The following is a 17,480-nucleotide window of genomic DNA, read 5'->3' as shown; positions in this document are numbered from 1 at the left end:
CGCGCCCCCATGAATCAGGGGGTACTCGGTGGGTGCAGGAGCTGTCGCCAGGCTGCGATCCTTACCGGCCAAGCAACGCGATTCAATCGTGGAACTGACGCCCCAATCCCGATGGCACGCCGTGGATATCCGTCTCTTCCCAAGGCCCGTTCGGGCTGACGGAGCGGCTCCAGCCGTTGTTCCAGCGGTAGTAAGTGCGCTGGCGGTAGAAGGTGTTGGTCTGATCGTCGAGGACGTAGACACCCAATCGCGCATCCCAATGGCTATTACCGCCCGGTGGTGGGGCGAAGCTGGCGGACGTGCGTGGCAGCGACTTGGCGGGTTTAGAGGGTGTCGTCGGTGTACCGGGCTTTTTTGCTGGAACCGGCTGAGTGCCCGGCCCCGAAGGCGGGATGGGTGGCAAGATGGTCGGCTGCTGGACCGCACATGCGCTTAATCCCAGGACCAGACTGAGCAGAGTGAGACGAGCGATGGTGGTCATAAGCGGCTTCTCTGTTATTTATCCGGGCTGTCGATGGTCAGTTGTTGCGACGCTGTAGTGCTGCTGGCCAAGGGCTGGCTGCGACCGATCCATTCGCCGGCAGTCGGTTGGCCGGCGCGGGAGATGCGCGCAACCAGTTGGACTTCAGGGAAGTTCGACAGTTTCAACTGCGGCATCATCGCGTCGGCATCCCCCAACTCGACGGTCGCAGGCAAATCGGCAACGGTCAGACGCTTGGCGGCCAATGGCGCAGGTGGGCCGGAGGTGGCGCGGGCGAAGATGAATACACTGTCGCCCGGCTGGACCTTGGCTTTCAGATCCGCCGCCAGATCGACACGAACCTTGAGCAGTGCCGCAACCTTCGCCACAACCGCCGGGGCTTGAGCGACTTTGCCACCACTGGCCTGCAGTTTTTCACTGGCCCGGGCGATCCCGCCTTGCAGCGCAGTACGGGAGTTATCATCTGGCGGCAGTTGCGCCAGCAAACGATTCCAGTAGTCGATGGCGTCCTGATAACGCTCGCCTTCAAAGGCGGCGATGCCCAGCAGGCCAAGGCTGGTGACTTCTTTCGGGTCAGCCTTCAGCGCTTCGTCAGTCAGCGCCTGAACCTTGTCCGACCATTTTCTGTTATCGGCAAAGTACTGCGCCTGAGCCCATTGGCCGAGCAGTTCCGGCTGAGGACCGGCCAACGCCACGGTGCGCTCGAAGATCTTCGCCGCATCCGCCGGGCGATCCTGGGCCATGTAGGTTCGACCGAGGAAGTACAGGCCTTCAGCCGAGTCCGGCTGCGCGGCGACGGCTCGCTCAAGACGGCGGGTCATCTCTTCCATTGATTGCGGCGCCTGGGCGAATTCGCGGGTCAGCTCGACCTTGTCGCTGGCACCGAAATGCAGGTACAGACCAAGGCCCAACACCGGCACCAGTATCGCCGCCAGCAACGGCAGCGGCTTGCCCAAACGCGAGACCCGCGCGGTGTCGGCGCCTTCGGTGTCGTTCAGCAGTTCACGGACCGCTTCCGCGCGGCCGGTGTCCATTTGTACTGGAGTGAGTACGCCCTCTTCCTGCTGAGCTTGCAACTCAGCCACGCGCTCCTGGTAAAGCACCACGTTCAGCGCGGTACGATCCTCTTCACGCTGGGCACGGCGGCCGCGTAAAACAGGGATCAGCAGAAAACTCAGGGCAACTGACAAGAGCAGACCTGCAGCGAGCCAGAAATCAATCATTCTTATCGTTATCCAAAAGTTGATCGAGGCGCTTGCGCTCATCAAAGGAAAGCGTATCCGGGGTATCAGTGCGCTGTACGCGACGCCGGCGGATGATCACGCCAATGATCACCACACCACCGAGCAACAGCCCCGCCGGACCGAACCAGAGCAACGCGGTTTTCGAGGTCAGGGCCGGTTTGTAGCGCACGAAATCGCCGTAGCGATCGACCATGAAGTCGATGATCTGCTGATTGTCTTTGCCCTCGCCGAGCATGCGGAAAATCTCTTTGCGCAAATCAGCGGCAATCGGTGCGTTGGAATCAGCGATGTCCTGATTCTGGCACTTGGGGCAACGCAGCTCTTTGGTCAGCTCACGAAAACGCTCGCGGTCGCCGTCATTGGCGAACTCGTAAGTGTCGATCGCGGCGTGAGCCACACCTACGATGCTCAGGCCGAGAACGGCCGCGGCTATCCAGCGCTTCATGGCTTCGCCTCATCGACCAGGGCCTGATATTTGGCGGCCAGTTTTTCACGCCAGACTGCTTCGTCGATCACCCCCACGTACTTGTCGCGGATGATGCCCTTGCTGTCGACGAAGAAGGTTTCCGGCGCGCCATACACACCGAGGTTCAGGCCCAGAGAGCCCTCCCCGTCATGGATATCCAACTGATACGGGTTATGAAACTCGCTCAACCACTTCAATGCCGCGGCATTGTCGTCCTTGTAGTTGATGCCGTGGATCAGCACGCCCTGTTGGGCCAGTTTGTTCAGCACCGGGTGTTCGACCCGGCAGGAAATGCACCAGGTGGCCCAGACGTTGACCAACGCCGGTTTGCCGATTAGATCGGCCCGGGTCAGGGTCTTGCTGTCTTGCACAGACCGCAACGAGAACGCCGGGAATGGCTTGCCAATCATCGCCGACGGCAGCTCGGCCGGGTCCAGGTACAGCCCTCGGTAGAGGAACACCGCCACCACCAGAAACAACACCAGCGGCAACAACATTATCCAACGCTTCATGCAGTGGCTCCCGACATGCCCAGTGCTTCCCGCACACGGCTTTTCACCTTGACCCGATAACGTCGATCCAGCGCCGCCAGCAAGCCTCCCAGACCAGTGAGCAAGCCACCGAACCAGATCCAGCGCACGAACGGTTTGACGTGCACCCGGACCGCCCAGGCGCCATCGCCCAGAGGCTCGCCCAGGGCAACGTACAGGTCACGAGTGAAACCGGCGTCGATCCCGGCTTCGGTCATCATCGAGTTCTGCACAGTGTAGAGACGTTTTTCCGGGTGCAGCACGGTGACTTCCTTGCCGTCGCGAATGACACGAATAGCGCCTTTGTCGGAGGTGAAGTTCGGGCCTTCGAAGTGCCTGGCGCCTTCGAAGATGAAATGGTAACCGGCCAGGTCCATGGATTCGCCCGGCGCCAGACGCAAATCACGCTCAGCACTGTTCTGGCTGGAAAGCACCACGCCCAAGGCGCAGACCGCGATCCCAAGGTGCGCAACCTGCATGCCCCAATAGCTACGGGTCAGGGTTGGCAGACCTTTGATCAGGCCTTTGTGGCGGGTTTTGTCAAAGATGTCTCGCACACCGGCCAACAACACCCAGGCAGCGAGCATGAAGGTGGCCAGCACGGCCCAGTTGAAGTCGCCATATGCGATGCCGGCCACCACGGCCAGCGCAGCACTGCCGAGCAGCACCGGGGTGAGCATGCTCCCCAGCCATTTGACCGGGGTGTCCTTCCAGCGCACCAGCATCCCGACCGCCATCACCACCATCAGCAGCGCCATCAACGGAATGAACAGCGCATTGAAGTACGGCGGGCCGACCGACAACTTGGCGCCGGTCAGGGCATCGAGCACCAGCGGGTACAGGGTGCCGAGCAGAATCATTGACGCGACGACGACCAGTACCAGGTTGTTGCCCAGTAGCAGGGTTTCCCGCGACCACAGGTTGAAGCCGACATGGCTCTTGACCACTGGTGCACGCAACGCGAACAACGTCAGCGAACCGCCGACCACGAACAGCAAGAAGATCAGGATGAACACGCCGCGCGCAGGATCAGAGGCGAAGGAATGCACCGAAGTCAGCACGCCGGAACGCACCAGGAAGGTTCCCAGCAGGCTCAGGGAGAATGCGGCAATGGCCAACAGCACGGTCCAGCTTTTGAACACGCCACGTTTTTCGGTAACGGCCAGCGAGTGAATCAACGCGGTACCGACCAGCCAAGGCATGAAGGAAGCGTTTTCCACCGGGTCCCAGAACCACCAGCCACCCCAGCCGAGTTCGTAGTAGGCCCACCAGGAGCCGAGGGTAATGCCAACACCGAGGAAGGCCCAGGCGACGATGGTCCATGGCCGCGACCAGCGAGCCCAGGCCGCATCAAGACGACCGCCAAGCAAGGCAGCGATGGCAAAGGAGAACGCCACGGAGAAACCGACATAACCCATGTAGAGCATTGGCGGGTGAACGATCAAACCAATGTCTTGCAGCAACGGGTTGAGGTCGCGACCGTCGGTAGGAACCTGCGGCAGGATGCGCGCGAACGGGTTGGAGGTGAGGATCAGGAACAGCAGGAAGCCAGTGCTGATCATGCCCATCACTGCCAGCACCCGCGCCAGCATCACTTGCGGTAACTGCCGGGAGAACACCGACACTGCGAAGGTCCAGCCACCGAGGATCAGCGCCCAGAGCAGCAATGAACCTTCGTGGGCACCCCATACGGCGCTGAACTTGTAGTACCAGGGCAAGGTGCTGTTGGAGTTACTGGCGACATAGGCGACAGAGAAGTCATCGGTCATGAAGGCGTAGGTCAGGCATCCGAAAGCGAATACCAGAAAGGTAAACTGCCCCCAGGCCGCCGGCTGAGCCAGGCCCATCCACAGCCGATCACCGCGCCAGGCACCCAGCAACGGCACGATGGCCTGAACGATGGCAAAGCACAGGGCCAGGATCATTGCCAGGTGGCCCAGCTCGGGAATAAAGAGTGCGGAAGTCATCGGTTAACCCTCTTTGGCTGGTGAAGGCGCCGACTGACCGCTGTCTTTCAGGGCCTTGCTCACTTCCGGCGGCATGTACTTCTCGTCGTGCTTGGCCAGCACTTCGTCGGCCACAACCACGCCATCACCATTGAGCTTGCCGAGGGCGACGATGCCCTGCCCTTCGCGGAACAGATCCGGAAGGATGCCGCGATACGTGATGGTGACGGATTTATTGAAGTCGGTGACGATGAATTTCACGTCCAGAGAATCCCCGGAGCGCTGCAGCGAACCCTTCTCGACCATACCGCCGGCACGAATGCGGGTGTCTTGCGGCGCTTCGCCGTTGACGATCTGGGTCGGGGTGTAGAACAGATTGATGTTCTGCTGCAAGGCGCTCAAGGCCAGGCCAACGGCACTTCCGACCCCTACCAGGATCGCGAGGATGATCAATAGACGCTTTTTACGCAGCGGATTCACTTGCCGTTCTCCCGGCGCAGACGACGCGCCTCTTGTTGCATATAACGTTTGCGGGCCAGGACCGGCGCCGCGACGTTGAGGGCCAGCACCGCAAAGCAGATGCCATAGGCTGACCAGACATATAAACCGTGATGACCCATGGCGAGAAAATCGCCGAAGGATGCAAAATTCATCGTGCAGCCTCCAGAGTATTCAGCACCTGATCCTTGACCCAGCTGCTGCGGGCTTCACGCTTGAGCACTTCAAGGCGCATGCGCAACAACAGCACCGCACCGAAGAAACAATAGAAACCCAGTGCCGTCAGCAGCAGCGGCAGCCACATTTCGGCGGGCATGGCCGGTTTCTCAGTGAGACTGAATGTCGCACCTTGATGCAGTGTGTTCCACCATTGCACCGAGTATTTGATGATCGGTATGTTGATCACACCGACGATTGCCAGCACCGCACAGGCCTTGGCCGCGCTGTCACGATTGCTGATGGCGTTGCCCAGCGCAATGAGACCCAAGTACAGAAACAGCAGAATCAGCATGGACGTCAGTCGTGCATCCCAGACCCACCACGAGCCCCAGGTCGGCTTGCCCCAGATCGCCCCGGTGAGCAGCGCCACGGCGGTCATCCAGGCACCGATCGGTGCCGCGCATTGCAGCGCGACATCGGCCAGTTTCATCTTCCACACCAGTCCGACAATGCCGCACACCGCCAGCATCACATAGCAGGACTGCGCCAGCATGGCGGCCGGGACGTGGATGTAGATGATCCGAAAGCTGTTGCCTTGCTGGTAGTCCGGCGGCGCGAACGCCAGGCCCCAGACCACACCGACGCCGATCAGCAGCAACGCTGCAACACTCAGCCAAGGCAGCAGCTTGCCGCTGATGCCATAAAACCACTTGGGCGAGCCGAGCTTATGAAACCAAGTCCAGTTCATTACTGTTTCCATCACGGTTGCTGCTCGCTATCACGAGCCGCCAGGGTCTTTACTGATCAAAACTGACCAGACCTCATTATTCGCCGACGCTGATCTTCAGACTAGCGGCTATTGCAAAGGGTGTCAGGGTTATCGCCAAGGCAGTCAGGCTACCAAGCCACAGCAGATACCCGGTCGCCGGCATGCCCTGCAATGCCGCCTGCAAGGCGCCACTGCCGAGAATCAATACCGGGATGTACAACGGCAGAATCAACAGCGCCAGCAGGAGTCCACCACGCTTCAACCCAACCGTCAGCGCCGCGCCCACCGCACCGAGCAGGCTCAACACCGGTGTACCCAGCAACAGGGAAAGCAGCAACACCGGCAGACAGGCGGTAGGCAAACCGAGCATCAAGGCTAGTAACGGTGCGAGCAAAACCAGTGCCAGGCCGGAAAACGCCCAGTGTGCCAGTGCCTTGGCCAAAACCAGAAGAGGCAGAGGGTGCGGCGAAAGGACCCACTGCTCCAGTGATCCATCCTCGAAATCACTGCGGAAAAGCCCGTCCAGCGAGAGCAGGACGGACAATAAGGCCGCTACCCAGACCAGTCCCGGAGACAAGGTTTGCAACAATTGAGTCTCAGGACCGACCGCCAACGGAAACAATGCGATGACGATTGCGAAGAAAACCAGAGGGTTGGCCAGTTCCGCCGGACGCCGAAACAACAACCGCGCCTCACGGGCGACCAGTAGTCCGAAAACACTCATACGGCCCAGCGCCCCAAATCGATGTCACGATAACCGGCAGGCATGCGGTTCAAGGTGTGGTGAGTGGTCAACACCACCATCCCGCCCTTTTCACAGTGAACGGCCAGATGCTCTTCGAACTGCGCCACCCCTTGTTTGTCGAGGGCGGTAAAGGGTTCGTCAAGGATCCACAGCGGTGGGCTGTCCAGATACAGCCGGGCCAGGGCCACGCGGCGCTGCTGACCTGCGGACAAGGTGTGACACGGCACATCCTCGAAACCGCGCAAGCCCACCGCTGCCAGCGCTTCCCGGATGGCCTCATGGCTGGCCGGCTGATGCAGGGCGCAGAGCCAGCTGAGGTTTTCTTCCGGGGTCAGCAAATCCTTGATCCCGGCAGCGTGGCCGATCCACAGCAGGTTGCGCGCCAGTTCGCTGCGCTGCGCGGTCAACGGCTGGCCATTGAGCAGCACCTGGCCGCTGGTCGGATGCATCAACCCGGCGAGCAGGCGCAGCAGGCTGGTCTTGCCGCTGCCGTTGGGGCCGCTGATCTGCAACATGTCGCCGCCCGCCAGACGAAATTCGAGGTTTTCGAAGAGCATCCGCCAGTCTCGCTCACAGGCGAGCACTACGGCTTCTAGAAGAGGGCTGGTCAAGAGATCGCGGGCCTTTACGGTTCAAGTCGGCGGTGGAACGGCCGTTATAGTGATGCAGAATAGATGTATTAGCGGCCTGTACTAGAGAGCTGCGTCAAACATTTGCGATGTTTTTGGCACTCCGCTGATAACGGGGCGGCATTATACATGCTGTACCCCGCCCTCAAGAGGGCAATTTCCACAGGTTGCGACCCGATGACAGGCGAAATGAACATCCTCCCGCTGCCGCAGCCAAGCCCCGGAGTCACGCGCCCGGCCGTGGTGAGTGGTGAGTTGCTCACGCTTGCGCAACCGCTGGAAGGCTTGATCGCCGCCGGGCAAACCGCCAAGGCTGAAGTGCTGTCGCTCAAACAAGCGGATCAGACTTTTCAGTTGCTGCTTAAGGTCACCCTCGACAGCGGTCGCCAGACCACGGTTCAGGCCACCAGCAACCAGCCGCTGCCGCAAGGCACCAGCCTGGCGGTGAGCCAACCGTCGGCCGGCAATCTGGCGATCACGGTGCAGCAGGCCATCGCCTCTAACGTCGCCACCCTCACCCGCCTGGACACTTCACAATTACCGGTCGGCACCTTGTTGCAAGGCAAGGTACTGACCACCCAACTGATGCCGCAAGCCACTGGCCAACCGGCGGTGTATCGCTCGCTAGTGAGTTTGCTCAATACCGCGCTCAGTGGTAGCACCTTGAGCATTGACAGCCCACAGCCGTTGCGCATCGGCACGTTGCTCAGTGCCATGGTCCAGGATTCGCAAACCCTCAGCTTCGTGCCGCTGAGCAGTCGCCAGGAACAGCTGGCCGTGGCGCAACAATTGATCGCCCAACAAAGCCGCCAGGGCTCGCTGGACGGGCTGATCAACGCGCTGCAAAACCAGGTGCCGTCCGACGCGACATCGGCCGACTTGCGCGACGCGATCGACCAGTTGCTGGCCGGGTTGCCGGACGCTCAGCAACTGAGCACGCCAAAAGGACTGGCCCAGGCACTGGTCAACAGCGGTCTGTTCCTTGAAGCGAAATTACTCGCAGGTCAGAACCCGTCGCTGACACCGGACATGAAAGGCAATCTGCTGCGATTGATTGCGCAAATTGCCCCCGACCTGCCGGGCAACACCAGTTTCAACGCGATCATCGCCGCCAATACCCTGGCTCAGGTGCTTCCAGGTTTTGTGCGCAGCGCCCTCGGCACCCTCGGTCAGGTCAGCGCCAAACCCCAGCCAACCGGCTTCCCTCTACCCTCACGCTTACTGCAAAGCCTGGAGGGCGAAGGCGACCTGGAACACTTGCTGCGTTTAGCCGCTGCGGCCGTTTCGCGCCTGCAAAGCCATCAACTGTCGAGCCTGGAGCAGACGGGTATCACCGCCAATGGCAATCTACAAACCACTTGGCAGCTGGAAATCCCCATGCGCAACCAGCAAGACATTGTGCCGCTGCAGGTCAAGTTCCAGCGCGAAGACGCACCGACAAAGGAACACAACGAAAAACCCGCCGAGCGCGAGCCAAAACAGCGGTTGTGGCGAGTTGAGCTGGCCTTCGACATGGAGCCCCTCGGGCCGCTGCAGGTTCAGGCGCAGCTGGTTTCGGGAAAGCTCTCCAGCCAGCTCTGGGCCGAACGCCCCTACACCGCCAGCCTGATCGAGAGTCATTTGGGCAGTTTGCGCGCCCGGCTATTGGCGTCGGGGCTCAATGTAGGCGACCTGAATTGCCACCTCGGCACTGCGCCCCAAGGCAATCAAACCCGCCTCGAACAACGCTGGGTCGACGAAACCGCATGAAAAACCCCAACCCACCCCGCCAGACCATCGCCCTCAAATACGATGGCCACCAAGCCCCGACCCTCACCGCCAAGGGCGACGACGAACTGGCCGAAGCGATCCTGAAAATCGCCCGCGACTATGAAGTGCCGATCTACGAAAACGCCGAGCTTGTAAGACTATTGGCAAGAATGGAGCTGGGTGACAGCATTCCGGAGGAGTTATACCGGACCATCGCCGAGATCATCGCCTTTGCCTGGAACCTGAAAGGCAAGTTCCCCGAAGGCCATGACCCGCAGGCGCCGAGGGTGGAGCGGGATGTGACAGATCGCGGGGAGGATTATTGATTCGGTGTCGCAAAAAAATCGCAGCCTTGATCATTCCCACGCTCCTGCGTGGGAATGCAGCCCGTGACGCTCCGCGTCACTCCCGAAGCGATTGCTGCGCGTCCAGTGAGGCGTTCCCACGCGGAGCGTGGGAACGATCAGGACAGAAAGCCGCTCGCTTCAGCTTTTATGCAACTTGCTCATCAACTCGGCTTCGGCCTGGGTCAATCCGCAGGATTGGGTCAATTCGTCGACGCTGGCGCCCATTCCGACCAGGCGTGCAGCCTGGGCAAATGACAGGCTGGTCGGATCGCGCTGCTCCAGTTGGGTCAGTTTGTCCGGCAACGGCCTGACCACCGCGCGCAGTTCGTGCAAGTCCTCGCCCATGCGCACGCTACCGTTCTGATAATCGTCAACGCGCTTGGCCAGATCCTTGATGCGCTGATCACGCAACGCATCGCCCTGAGCCTTGAGGATGGCCTGCTGCCGCTGTTTACGGGTGTAAGCCAGGAAAATTGCCAGGGTCCCTACCCAGAGGAGCCCCAGCACAATCACAGCAACCTCGAGAATCAATCAGATACTCTCCAGTTCCGACCACTCTTCTTCGCTCATCATCTTGTCCAGCTCGACCAGGATCAGCAACTCGTTGTTCTTGTTGCACACGCCCTGAATGAACTTGGCCGACTCTTCGTTACCGACGTTTGGCGCGGTTTCGATCTCGGACTGACGCAGGTAAACCACTTCCGCCACGCTGTCGACCATGATCCCGACGACTTGTTTGTCGGCTTCGATGATCACGATACGGGTGTTGTCGCTGATCTCGGCGTTCATCAGACCAAAGCGCTGGCGGGTGTCGATCACGGTGACCACATTGCCGCGCAGGTTGATGATGCCCAGCACGTAGCTTGGCGCACCCGGCACAGGGGCGATTTCGGTATAACGCAGGACTTCCTGAACGCGCATCACGTTGATGCCGTAGGTTTCATTGTCCAGCTTGAAGGTTACCCATTGCAGGATCGGATCTTCGGAACCTTTTGCAGACGACGCCTTATCATTCATACCCTGACCCCTCGAAAAACCGCCTGTGCGGTGTATGTTCTGGCCGACCGCATCTTGTATGCGGCCAGGTGCTTGTTATGTAGGTTTGTGGATCGGCTTGCGGCCGTTCATGTGTTTGGCACCGCCGCTGGCGATCAGCTCCGCCAGCTCCGAGACATCCAGCAACGCGCACATATGCTCGATTACCGTGCCGGCCAGCCATGGCCGCTGACCACGATGGCTACGCCATTTGATTTCGTTCGGGTCCAGGCGCAAGGAGCGGCTGACCTGATGCACCGCCAGCCCCCATTCATAGCCCTGAACCGAGATCACGTATTGCAGGCCCTGGCGGAAATCATCGCGGTAACGATCCGGCATGACCCAGCGCGCGGTATCCAGCACTTTCAGATTGCCAGCCTGGCTCGGCAGAATCCCGAGGAACCATTCCGGCTGACCGAATAGCGGCGTCAACTCGTGACCGGCCAGAGAATAGATGGAACCCAGGCACACCAGCGGCACTGCGAGCGTCAGACCGGCCACATCGAACAGCAGGCATTCGAACGGCTCGGCTGCCCACGACGGGCGACCATCGTTTTCCACAGGTGGCGGTGTGTTGCTCGGCGGCAGATGGACTTCGGCCACCGGCTCGACCAACGCTTGCAGCATTGGTGCGACCAGTGAAACCGGCGCGAGAATCGGCGCAGGCGCTTCCAGCACCGGCACGGCAATCGGCATCGGCGCCTGCACCCGCACGGCGGCAGCTACAGCCGGAACGGCCATGCCTCGCTGTTGCGCATCACGGGCCTGCTCTTCCAGCACGGCGGCTTGAAACTCATCCAGCGTGTCTTGCGGCGCTATGACCTCAGTCAACGTTTCGAGCTCAAGCTCAAGCTCCTCGGTCGCGTCCTGCAACAACGCGTCCAGATAAGACTGCAGCGCCAATTGCGGGCGAGTAGTGATTTTTACCGGACTGTTCATCGGAACACTCCCCCCGCAGAAAGAAGCGTCATCTCAGGCCACCTGTGGGACGAGTTGCAGGGAAAGCAGGTGCTTGAGCAATGACCGATAGGCCAGAACTCCACGACTTTTGCCGTCGAACCGAGAAGGCGTCAGCCCTGCCCGGCTGGCATCGCGCAAGCGGGTATCGACCGGAATGTAGCCTTGCCAGATGTCCTCGGGATACATGTCGCGCAGTACCCGCAATGTCCCCATGGACGCCTGGGTTCGGCGATCGAACAGGGTTGGCACGATGCAAAATGGTAACGCCTGCTTGCGCGAACGATTGATCATCGCCAGGGTGTTGACCATGCGCTCGAGGCCTTTGACCGCCAGGTGTTCAGTCTGTACCGGGATCACCAACTGCTGGCTGGCCGCCAAGGCATTGACCATCAGCACGCCGAGCAATGGAGGGCTGTCGATCACCGCGTAATCAAAATCCTGCCACAACTGCGCGAGGCTCTTGGCGATCACCAGACCCAGACCGCTCTGCCCTGGTGACTGACGCTCAAGGGTCGCCAGCGCGGTGCTCGAAGGCAGCAGGGAAATGCGTTCGTCACTGGTGGGCAGCAGCAGTTGACCGGGCAACCCCGCCGGCACGCTACCCTTGTGCAGGAACAGGTCGTAGCTACTGTGTTCCAGGCTGTCGGGGTCATAGCCGAAGTAGCTGGTCATGGAGCCGTGGGGGTCGAGATCAACCACAACCACGCGCTTGCCCGCCTCAGCCAGCAAACCGGCTAGAGCGATGGAGGTGGTGGTTTTACCGACACCACCCTTTTGATTGGCAACTGCCCAGACTCTCATTCAGATTGTTCCTCCCGGTCGAACAGGCTCAACCGAGAAATAGCGCTAAGTTATAGGGCGGGCGACGGAGAATTGACGGCACTCTCTCGTCTCGTCGACTTTACGGACGAGGGTGCAGTTTGTGTGCCAGCACGCTTCAATGCGGCATCGGGTTTGGCATTTGCTGTGCCTGTGCCCGTCAGACTGCGGCGCACATCGAGGTTGCGCGACACCACCAGCACCACGCGGCGATTGCGCGCACGGCCTTCGGAAGTCGCGTTATTGGCCACCGGCTGAAATTCACCATAACCGACCGAAGCCAGACGGCCCGGATTCACTCCTTCCATGGCAAGCATGCGCACAATGCTGGCGGAGCGAGCTGACGACAGCTCCCAGTTGGTCGGGTATTGCGAAGTGCGGATCGGCTGATCATCGGTGAAACCTTCAACGTGAATCGGGTTGTCGAAGGGCTTCAGAATTTTCGCCACCTTATCGATGATATTGAACGCGACATCGCTGGGCATGGCGTCACCGCTGCCGAACAGCAGGCTGGAATTCAATTCGATTTCGACCCACAACTCGTTGCCGCGGATGGTCATTTGATTGGAGCTGATCAAGTCACCGAACGCGGCGCTGATGTCATCGGCAATGGACTTCAGCGGGTCGTTACTCGCCTGAGCAATGCCCGCGTCAATCTGCTCGCTGTCCTTGACCAACGGCTTGGCCGGCGTGACCGTCCTGGGCCGCTCGTCACCGATGGGAATCGGCTTGAGGGTGCGTTGCGAGTCGTTGAACACGCCGATCAGGGCCTGGGAAATCTCTTTGTATTTGCCTTCGTTGATCGACGAAATCGAATACATCACCACGAAGAAAGCAAACAGCAGCGTGATGAAGTCGGCGTAGGACACCAACCAACGTTCGTGGTTGACGTGTTCTTCAGGTTGGCGACGACGTGCCATGGGCTACTCCATTAGTCCATGAAGCCCTGAAGCTTCAACTCAATGGAACGAGGGTTCTCACCTTCGGCTATCGACAGGATTCCTTCGAGCAGCATTTCGCGATAACGCGACTGGCGCAACGCGATGGACTTGAGCTTGCTGGCAATCGGCAGCAATACCAGGTTGGCGCTGGCCACACCGTAGATGGTCGCAACGAACGCCACGGCGATCCCGCTGCCCAGTTGCGAAGGGTCACCCAGATTGCCCATGACATGGATCAGGCCCATGACAGCACCGATGATGCCGATGGTTGGCGCATAACCGCCCATGCTTTCAAAAACCTTGGCAGCGTCGGTGTCACGGCTTTCCTGGGTGTAGAAGTCCACCTCGAGGATGCTGCGGATCGCTTCCGGTTCGGCCCCATCGACCAACAACTGCAAGCCTTTGCGCGAGTAGCTGTCGGGCTCGGTATCAGCCACGCCTTCAAGACCCAGCAAGCCTTCCTTGCGGGCGATCAGGCTCCAGTTCACCACCCGATCGATGCCACCGGGCAGATCGACACGGGGCGGAAACAAAATCCAGATAAAGATCTGCATGGCGCGTTTGAAGGCGCTCATTGGCGACTGCAACAACGCAGCGCCGACGGTGCCGCCCAACACAATCAGCGCCGCCGGGCCATTGGCCAGTGCGGTGAGATGACCACCTTCCAGGTAATTGCCACCAATGATGGCGACAAACGCCATGATGATCCCGATAAGGCTTAAAACATCCATCAGAGGCAAGCCTCGACCAGATGTTTGCCTATATCGTCCAGGCCGTACACAGCATCCGCCAGATCGGCTTTGACAATGGCCATCGGCATGCCATAGATCACGCAGCTGGCTTCATCCTGGGCCCAGATGGCGCTGCCACCCTGTTTGAGCAGACGCGCGCCTTCGCGACCATCGGCACCCATGCCGGTGAGCACCACCGCCAGAACTTTGTCACCGTAGGATTTGGCTGCCGAACCAAAGGTGATGTCCACGCTCGGCTTGTAGTTCAGACGCTCGTCGCCCGGAAGGATTTTCACCGCGCCACGGCCATCGATCATCATTTGCTTGCCACCGGGTGCCAGCAAAGCAAGACCTGGACGCAGAATATCGCCGTCCTCCGCTTCCTTGACAGTGATGCGGCACAGCTTGTCCAGGCGCTCGGCAAACGCCTTGGTGAAGGCCGCTGGCATGTGCTGGATCAGTACGATCGGCGCCGGGAAACTTGCTGGCAGTTGAGTCAGCACCCGCTGCAACGCTACCGGGCCGCCCGTAGACGTACCGATGGCGACCAGTTTGTAGGATTTGCGTTTCGGTGCGGGCGAGCTCGGGCTGGCCGCAGGAACACGGGGAGGAATCGGCGCGGGTGCGGGACGTACAGGCGCGCTGCTGCCGAAAGTGCTGACAGACGGCGACGGTGCAGGCACGGGCGCTGCGGCCGGTTGCGAAGCGAGTGCGCTGTAGGCACTGAAACGACGGTTACTGCGCGAAATGCTGTGAACCTTCTCGCACAGCAGTTGCTTGACCTTCTCGGGATTACGCGAGATGTCTTCGAAATTCTTCGGCAGGAAGTCCACCGCACCGGCATCCAGAGCGTCGAGGGTTACCCGGGCGCCTTCATGGGTCAGCGAGGAGAACATCAATACCGGAGTCGGGCAGCGCTGCATGATGTGCCGCACCGCCGTGATGCCATCCATCATCGGCATCTCGTAGTCCATGGTGATCACGTCTGGCTTGAGGGCCTGCGCCTGATCGATAGCTTCTTTGCCGTTGGTCGCCGTACCGACGACCTGGATGCTCGGATCCGCTGAAAGAATTTCCGAGACGCGGCGGCGGAAAAACCCCGAATCGTCCACCACCAGGACTTTGACTGCCATAAACACTCCGTTAGACGGAGCGAGGCTCATTCGCCCCGCTCCATCAGAATCAAATACGCCGTGCGGCGTAACGCTTGAGCATGCTCGGAACATCGAGAATCAGCGCAATGCGGCCGTCACCGGTGATGGTGGCGCCGGACATGCCCGGGGTTCCCTGAAGCATCTTGCCCAATGGCTTGATGACCACCTCTTCCTGACCGACCAGTTGATCGACGACAAAGCCGATCCGCTGGGTGCCCACTGAAAGGATCACCACATGGCCTTCACGCTGCTCTTCGTGAGCGGCGGAAGCGACCAGCCAGCGCTTGAGATAGAACAGAGGCAGCGCTTTGTCGCGCACGATCACCACTTCCTGGCCATCGACCACGTTGGTGCGCGACAGGTCGAGATGGAAAATCTCGTTGACGTTGACCAGCGGGAAAGCAAAGGCCTGGTTGCCGAGCATGACCATCAGCGTTGGCATGATCGCCAGGGTCAACGGGACCTTGATGACGATCTTCGAGCCCTGGCCCTTGGTCGAGTAGATGTTGATCGAACCGTTGAGCTGGGAAATCTTGGTTTTCACCACGTCCATGCCCACACCACGACCCGACACGTCGGAAATCTCGGTTTTGGTCGAGAAACCTGGTGCAAAAATCAGGTTGTAGCATTCGGTGTCGCTCAGACGATCGGCGGCATCCTTGTCCATCACACCGCGTTTCACCGCAATGGAACGCAGGACACTCGGGTCCATGCCCTTTCCGTCATCGGAGATCGACAGCAGGATATGGTCGCCTTCTTGCTCGGCCGCCAGAATCACCTTGCCACCACGGGCCTTGCCCGATGCTTCGCGTTCTTCCGGGGACTCGATACCGTGGTCGACCGCGTTGCGCACCAAGTGGACCAGCGGGTCGGCCAGGGCCTCGACGAGGTTCTTGTCGAGGTCGGTTTCTTCGCCGACCAGTTCCAGATTGATCTCTTTCTTCAACTGGCGAGCCAGATCGCGTACCAGTCGCGGGAAGCGACCGAAGACTTTCTTGATCGGCTGCATCCGGGTTTTCATCACCGCGGTTTGCAGATCGGCCGTCACCACGTCGAGGTTCGACACGGCTTTGGACATGGCTTCATCGCCGCTATTGAGGCCCAGACGGACCAAGCGGTTACGGACCAGCACCAATTCGCCGACCATGTTCATGATCTCGTCCAGCCGCGCGGTATCGACCCGCACGGTGGTCTCGGCTTCACTGGCCGGTTTTTCCGATGACGCAGCCGCAGGCGCTCTGGCCGCAGCCGGTGCAGGAGCCGCCGGTTCTGGCGCTTGGGCCCTGGCTTCAGGTGCTTTTGTGACCAGCTGTGCAACCGCTTTGGCAACAGGCGCCGCCACTACCGCAGTCGCAGCAGCAGGTACTTCAGTGAACTTGCCTTTGCCGTGCAACTCGTCAAGCAACGACTCGAACTCATGATCGGAAATCAGATCACTGCCAGCCGCCAGAGCACTTGGCAGGGCAGCAGCTGGCACCGAAGCGATCGCCGCATCCAGTGCATCTACCGCGAATGTACCTTTGCCGTGCAACTGATCGAGCAATGCTTCGAATTCGTCGTCGGTAATCTCGTTGCTGGCCGCTTCGCCCTTTGGCGCAGCAGGCTCAGCTTGTGCCGTGACGGCGTCAACGGCGAACTGGCCCTTGCCGTGCAACTGATCGAGCAACGACTCGAACTCGGCATCGGTGATTTCATCGCTGCCTGGAGCCGCTGGAGCCAGCTGAACCACTGCAGGCGTTTCTGCCTGGGCTTTGACCGCGTTGAGCGAATCGAGCAGCTGTTCGAACTCATTGTCGGTGATGTCGCCCGATTCGCTCTCGACGACAGGTTCAGCGCTCACTTCAACCGCCGGTGCAACATCGGCAGCGGCAGGCTCGGCCAGCCGCGCCAACGCTGCCAATAATTCAGGTGTTGCAGCGGTGATCGCGGTGCGCTCGCGGACTTCGGTGAACATACCGTTCACGGCATCCAGCGCTTCCAGAACCACGTCCATCAATTCCGAGTCAACCCGACGCTCACCCTTGCGCAGGATGTCGAAGACGTTCTCGGCGATGTGACAGCACTCCACCAGCTCGTTGAGCTGGAGGAAGCCGGCGCCCCCTTTTACAGTGTGAAAACCGCGAAAAATTGCGTTGAGCAAGTCCGCATCATCTGGTCGGCTTTCAAGCTCAACCAGTTGTTCGGACAGTTGCTCAAGAATCTCGCCGGCCTCAACCAGGAAATCCTGAAGGATCTCTTCATCGGCGCCGAAGCTCATGTGTATGGGTGCTCCTGATA

General features: G+C 60.1%; 20 protein-coding genes. 2 read left to right on the top strand and 18 right to left on the bottom strand.

Going from position 1 to position 17,480, the window contains the following annotated elements; all coding sequences use genetic code 11:
* Positions 1 to 82: 82 nt before the first annotated feature.
* The 10 genes from AC07O1_RS15535 to ccmA all read right to left on the bottom strand — a co-directional run bounded on the left by AC07O1_RS15535 (position 83) and on the right by ccmA (position 7,395).
* Complete coding sequence (locus AC07O1_RS15535) at positions 83 to 481, bottom strand: hypothetical protein (RefSeq protein ID WP_495089257.1); 399 nt, start codon at positions 479 to 481, stop codon at positions 83 to 85.
* Between the two features lie 14 nt (positions 482 to 495).
* Positions 496 to 1,704, bottom strand: a complete 1,209-nt coding sequence (gene ccmI, locus AC07O1_RS15530; RefSeq protein WP_495089256.1) for a c-type cytochrome biogenesis protein CcmI — start codon at positions 1,702 to 1,704, stop codon at positions 496 to 498.
* A complete protein-coding gene (locus tag AC07O1_RS15525; RefSeq protein ID WP_495089255.1) occupies positions 1,697 to 2,170 on the bottom strand; it encodes a cytochrome c-type biogenesis protein in 474 nt (157 codons plus the stop codon). Before AC07O1_RS15525 ends, ccmI begins: the two co-directional genes overlap by 8 nt.
* Positions 2,167 to 2,703 (bottom strand): DsbE family thiol:disulfide interchange protein, encoded by a 537-nt coding sequence (locus tag AC07O1_RS15520; RefSeq protein WP_495089254.1) that lies wholly within the window; start codon positions 2,701 to 2,703, stop codon positions 2,167 to 2,169. Before AC07O1_RS15520 ends, AC07O1_RS15525 begins: the two co-directional genes overlap by 4 nt.
* Positions 2,700 to 4,688 (bottom strand): heme lyase CcmF/NrfE family subunit, encoded by a 1,989-nt coding sequence (locus tag AC07O1_RS15515; RefSeq protein WP_494994186.1) that lies wholly within the window; start codon positions 4,686 to 4,688, stop codon positions 2,700 to 2,702. The genes AC07O1_RS15520 and AC07O1_RS15515 overlap by 4 nt, the downstream gene beginning before the upstream one ends.
* Before the next feature lie 3 nt (positions 4,689 to 4,691).
* Complete coding sequence (gene ccmE, locus AC07O1_RS15510) at positions 4,692 to 5,147, bottom strand: cytochrome c maturation protein CcmE (protein WP_494994187.1); 456 nt, start codon at positions 5,145 to 5,147, stop codon at positions 4,692 to 4,694.
* The gene (ccmD, locus tag AC07O1_RS15505) at positions 5,144 to 5,320 is read right to left on the bottom strand and encodes a heme exporter protein CcmD (protein WP_495089253.1); all 177 of its coding nucleotides are present in this window, start codon (positions 5,318 to 5,320) and stop codon (positions 5,144 to 5,146) included. The genes ccmE and ccmD overlap by 4 nt, the downstream gene beginning before the upstream one ends.
* Positions 5,317 to 6,072 (bottom strand): heme ABC transporter permease, encoded by a 756-nt coding sequence (locus AC07O1_RS15500; RefSeq protein ID WP_494994189.1) that lies wholly within the window; start codon positions 6,070 to 6,072, stop codon positions 5,317 to 5,319. Before AC07O1_RS15500 ends, ccmD begins: the two co-directional genes overlap by 4 nt.
* 76 nt (positions 6,073 to 6,148) lie before the next feature.
* Positions 6,149 to 6,817, bottom strand: a complete 669-nt coding sequence (ccmB, locus tag AC07O1_RS15495; protein WP_494994190.1) for a heme exporter protein CcmB — start codon at positions 6,815 to 6,817, stop codon at positions 6,149 to 6,151.
* The gene (gene ccmA, locus AC07O1_RS15490) at positions 6,814 to 7,395 is read right to left on the bottom strand and encodes a cytochrome c biogenesis heme-transporting ATPase CcmA (RefSeq protein ID WP_494994191.1); all 582 of its coding nucleotides are present in this window, start codon (positions 7,393 to 7,395) and stop codon (positions 6,814 to 6,816) included. Before ccmA ends, ccmB begins: the two co-directional genes overlap by 4 nt.
* Before the next feature lie 249 nt (positions 7,396 to 7,644).
* Between ccmA and fliK the strand changes: the two genes are divergently transcribed.
* Positions 7,645 to 9,216 (top strand): flagellar hook-length control protein FliK, encoded by a 1,572-nt coding sequence (gene fliK, locus AC07O1_RS15485; protein WP_495089252.1) that lies wholly within the window; start codon positions 7,645 to 7,647, stop codon positions 9,214 to 9,216.
* Positions 9,213 to 9,542, top strand: a complete 330-nt coding sequence (locus AC07O1_RS15480; protein WP_495089251.1) for an EscU/YscU/HrcU family type III secretion system export apparatus switch protein — start codon at positions 9,213 to 9,215, stop codon at positions 9,540 to 9,542. Before fliK ends, AC07O1_RS15480 begins: the two co-directional genes overlap by 4 nt.
* Positions 9,543 to 9,701: 159 nt before the next feature.
* On the opposite strand, the gene AC07O1_RS15475 is transcribed toward AC07O1_RS15480, so the two are convergent.
* The 8 genes from AC07O1_RS15475 to AC07O1_RS15440 all read right to left on the bottom strand — a co-directional run bounded on the left by AC07O1_RS15475 (position 9,702) and on the right by AC07O1_RS15440 (position 17,460).
* Positions 9,702 to 10,094 (bottom strand): DUF2802 domain-containing protein, encoded by a 393-nt coding sequence (locus tag AC07O1_RS15475; RefSeq protein ID WP_495089250.1) that lies wholly within the window; start codon positions 10,092 to 10,094, stop codon positions 9,702 to 9,704.
* Complete coding sequence (locus AC07O1_RS15470) at positions 10,095 to 10,580, bottom strand: chemotaxis protein CheW (protein WP_008024622.1); 486 nt, start codon at positions 10,578 to 10,580, stop codon at positions 10,095 to 10,097.
* Between the two features lie 75 nt (positions 10,581 to 10,655).
* Entirely contained in the window at positions 10,656 to 11,537 is an 882-nt protein-coding gene (locus AC07O1_RS15465) for a CheW domain-containing protein (protein ID WP_495089249.1), read from the bottom strand.
* Between the two features lie 33 nt (positions 11,538 to 11,570).
* Positions 11,571 to 12,359, bottom strand: coding sequence for a ParA family protein (locus tag AC07O1_RS15460; protein WP_494994196.1), 789 nt, complete (start codon positions 12,357 to 12,359; stop codon positions 11,571 to 11,573).
* A 50-nt stretch (positions 12,360 to 12,409) separates the two neighbouring features.
* Positions 12,410 to 13,297: a flagellar motor protein MotD gene (gene motD / locus AC07O1_RS15455; RefSeq protein ID WP_494994197.1), complete on the bottom strand. Its 888-nt coding sequence runs from the start codon at positions 13,295 to 13,297 to the stop codon at positions 12,410 to 12,412.
* A gap of 11 nt (positions 13,298 to 13,308) precedes the next feature.
* Positions 13,309 to 14,049 carry a flagellar motor protein gene (locus AC07O1_RS15450; RefSeq protein ID WP_494994198.1) on the bottom strand — a complete coding sequence of 247 codons (741 nt, stop codon included), beginning with the start codon at positions 14,047 to 14,049 and terminating at the stop codon, positions 13,309 to 13,311.
* Positions 14,049 to 15,182: a protein-glutamate methylesterase/protein-glutamine glutaminase gene (locus AC07O1_RS15445; RefSeq protein ID WP_495089248.1), complete on the bottom strand. Its 1,134-nt coding sequence runs from the start codon at positions 15,180 to 15,182 to the stop codon at positions 14,049 to 14,051. The genes AC07O1_RS15450 and AC07O1_RS15445 overlap by 1 nt, the downstream gene beginning before the upstream one ends.
* 49 nt (positions 15,183 to 15,231) lie before the next feature.
* A complete protein-coding gene (locus AC07O1_RS15440; RefSeq protein WP_495089247.1) occupies positions 15,232 to 17,460 on the bottom strand; it encodes a chemotaxis protein CheA in 2,229 nt (742 codons plus the stop codon).
* Positions 17,461 to 17,480: the final 20 nt, after the last annotated feature.

This window comes from Pseudomonas sp. GW821-FHT07G10 (genome assembly GCF_059418545.1).
The sequence above is the reverse complement of the archived record's forward strand: the minus strand, read 5'-3'. Positions and strand labels throughout refer to the sequence as shown.

Excerpts from the sequence above, each read along its gene's own strand:
- AC07O1_RS15525 (WP_495089255.1), bottom strand. The coding sequence starts at position 2,170 with ATGAAGCGCTGGATAGCCGCGGCCGTTCTCGGCCTGAGCATCGTAGGT.
- AC07O1_RS15470 (WP_008024622.1), bottom strand. The coding sequence starts at position 10,580 with ATGAATGATAAGGCGTCGTCTGCAAAAGGTTCCGAAGATCCGATCCTG.
- ccmD (WP_495089253.1), bottom strand. The coding sequence starts at position 5,320 with ATGAATTTTGCATCCTTCGGCGATTTTCTCGCCATGGGTCATCACGGT.
- AC07O1_RS15515 (WP_494994186.1), bottom strand. The coding sequence starts at position 4,688 with ATGACTTCCGCACTCTTTATTCCCGAGCTGGGCCACCTGGCAATGATC.
- ccmA (WP_494994191.1), bottom strand. The coding sequence starts at position 7,395 with ATGCTCTTCGAAAACCTCGAATTTCGTCTGGCGGGCGGCGACATGTTG.
- motD (WP_494994197.1), bottom strand. The coding sequence starts at position 13,297 with ATGGCACGTCGTCGCCAACCTGAAGAACACGTCAACCACGAACGTTGG.
- AC07O1_RS15450 (WP_494994198.1), bottom strand. The coding sequence starts at position 14,049 with ATGGATGTTTTAAGCCTTATCGGGATCATCATGGCGTTTGTCGCCATC.
- AC07O1_RS15460 (WP_494994196.1), bottom strand. The coding sequence starts at position 12,359 with ATGAGAGTCTGGGCAGTTGCCAATCAAAAGGGTGGTGTCGGTAAAACC.
- fliK (WP_495089252.1), top strand. The coding sequence starts at position 7,645 with ATGACAGGCGAAATGAACATCCTCCCGCTGCCGCAGCCAAGCCCCGGA.
- ccmI (WP_495089256.1), bottom strand. The coding sequence starts at position 1,704 with ATGATTGATTTCTGGCTCGCTGCAGGTCTGCTCTTGTCAGTTGCCCTG.
- AC07O1_RS15480 (WP_495089251.1), top strand. The coding sequence starts at position 9,213 with ATGAAAAACCCCAACCCACCCCGCCAGACCATCGCCCTCAAATACGAT.
- AC07O1_RS15465 (WP_495089249.1), bottom strand. The coding sequence starts at position 11,537 with ATGAACAGTCCGGTAAAAATCACTACTCGCCCGCAATTGGCGCTGCAG.
- AC07O1_RS15500 (WP_494994189.1), bottom strand. The coding sequence starts at position 6,072 with ATGAACTGGACTTGGTTTCATAAGCTCGGCTCGCCCAAGTGGTTTTAT.
- AC07O1_RS15535 (WP_495089257.1), bottom strand. The coding sequence starts at position 481 with ATGACCACCATCGCTCGTCTCACTCTGCTCAGTCTGGTCCTGGGATTA.
- AC07O1_RS15440 (WP_495089247.1), bottom strand. The coding sequence starts at position 17,460 with ATGAGCTTCGGCGCCGATGAAGAGATCCTTCAGGATTTCCTGGTTGAG.
- AC07O1_RS15520 (WP_495089254.1), bottom strand. The coding sequence starts at position 2,703 with ATGAAGCGTTGGATAATGTTGTTGCCGCTGGTGTTGTTTCTGGTGGTG.
- ccmB (WP_494994190.1), bottom strand. The coding sequence starts at position 6,817 with ATGAGTGTTTTCGGACTACTGGTCGCCCGTGAGGCGCGGTTGTTGTTT.
- AC07O1_RS15445 (WP_495089248.1), bottom strand. The coding sequence starts at position 15,182 with ATGGCAGTCAAAGTCCTGGTGGTGGACGATTCGGGGTTTTTCCGCCGC.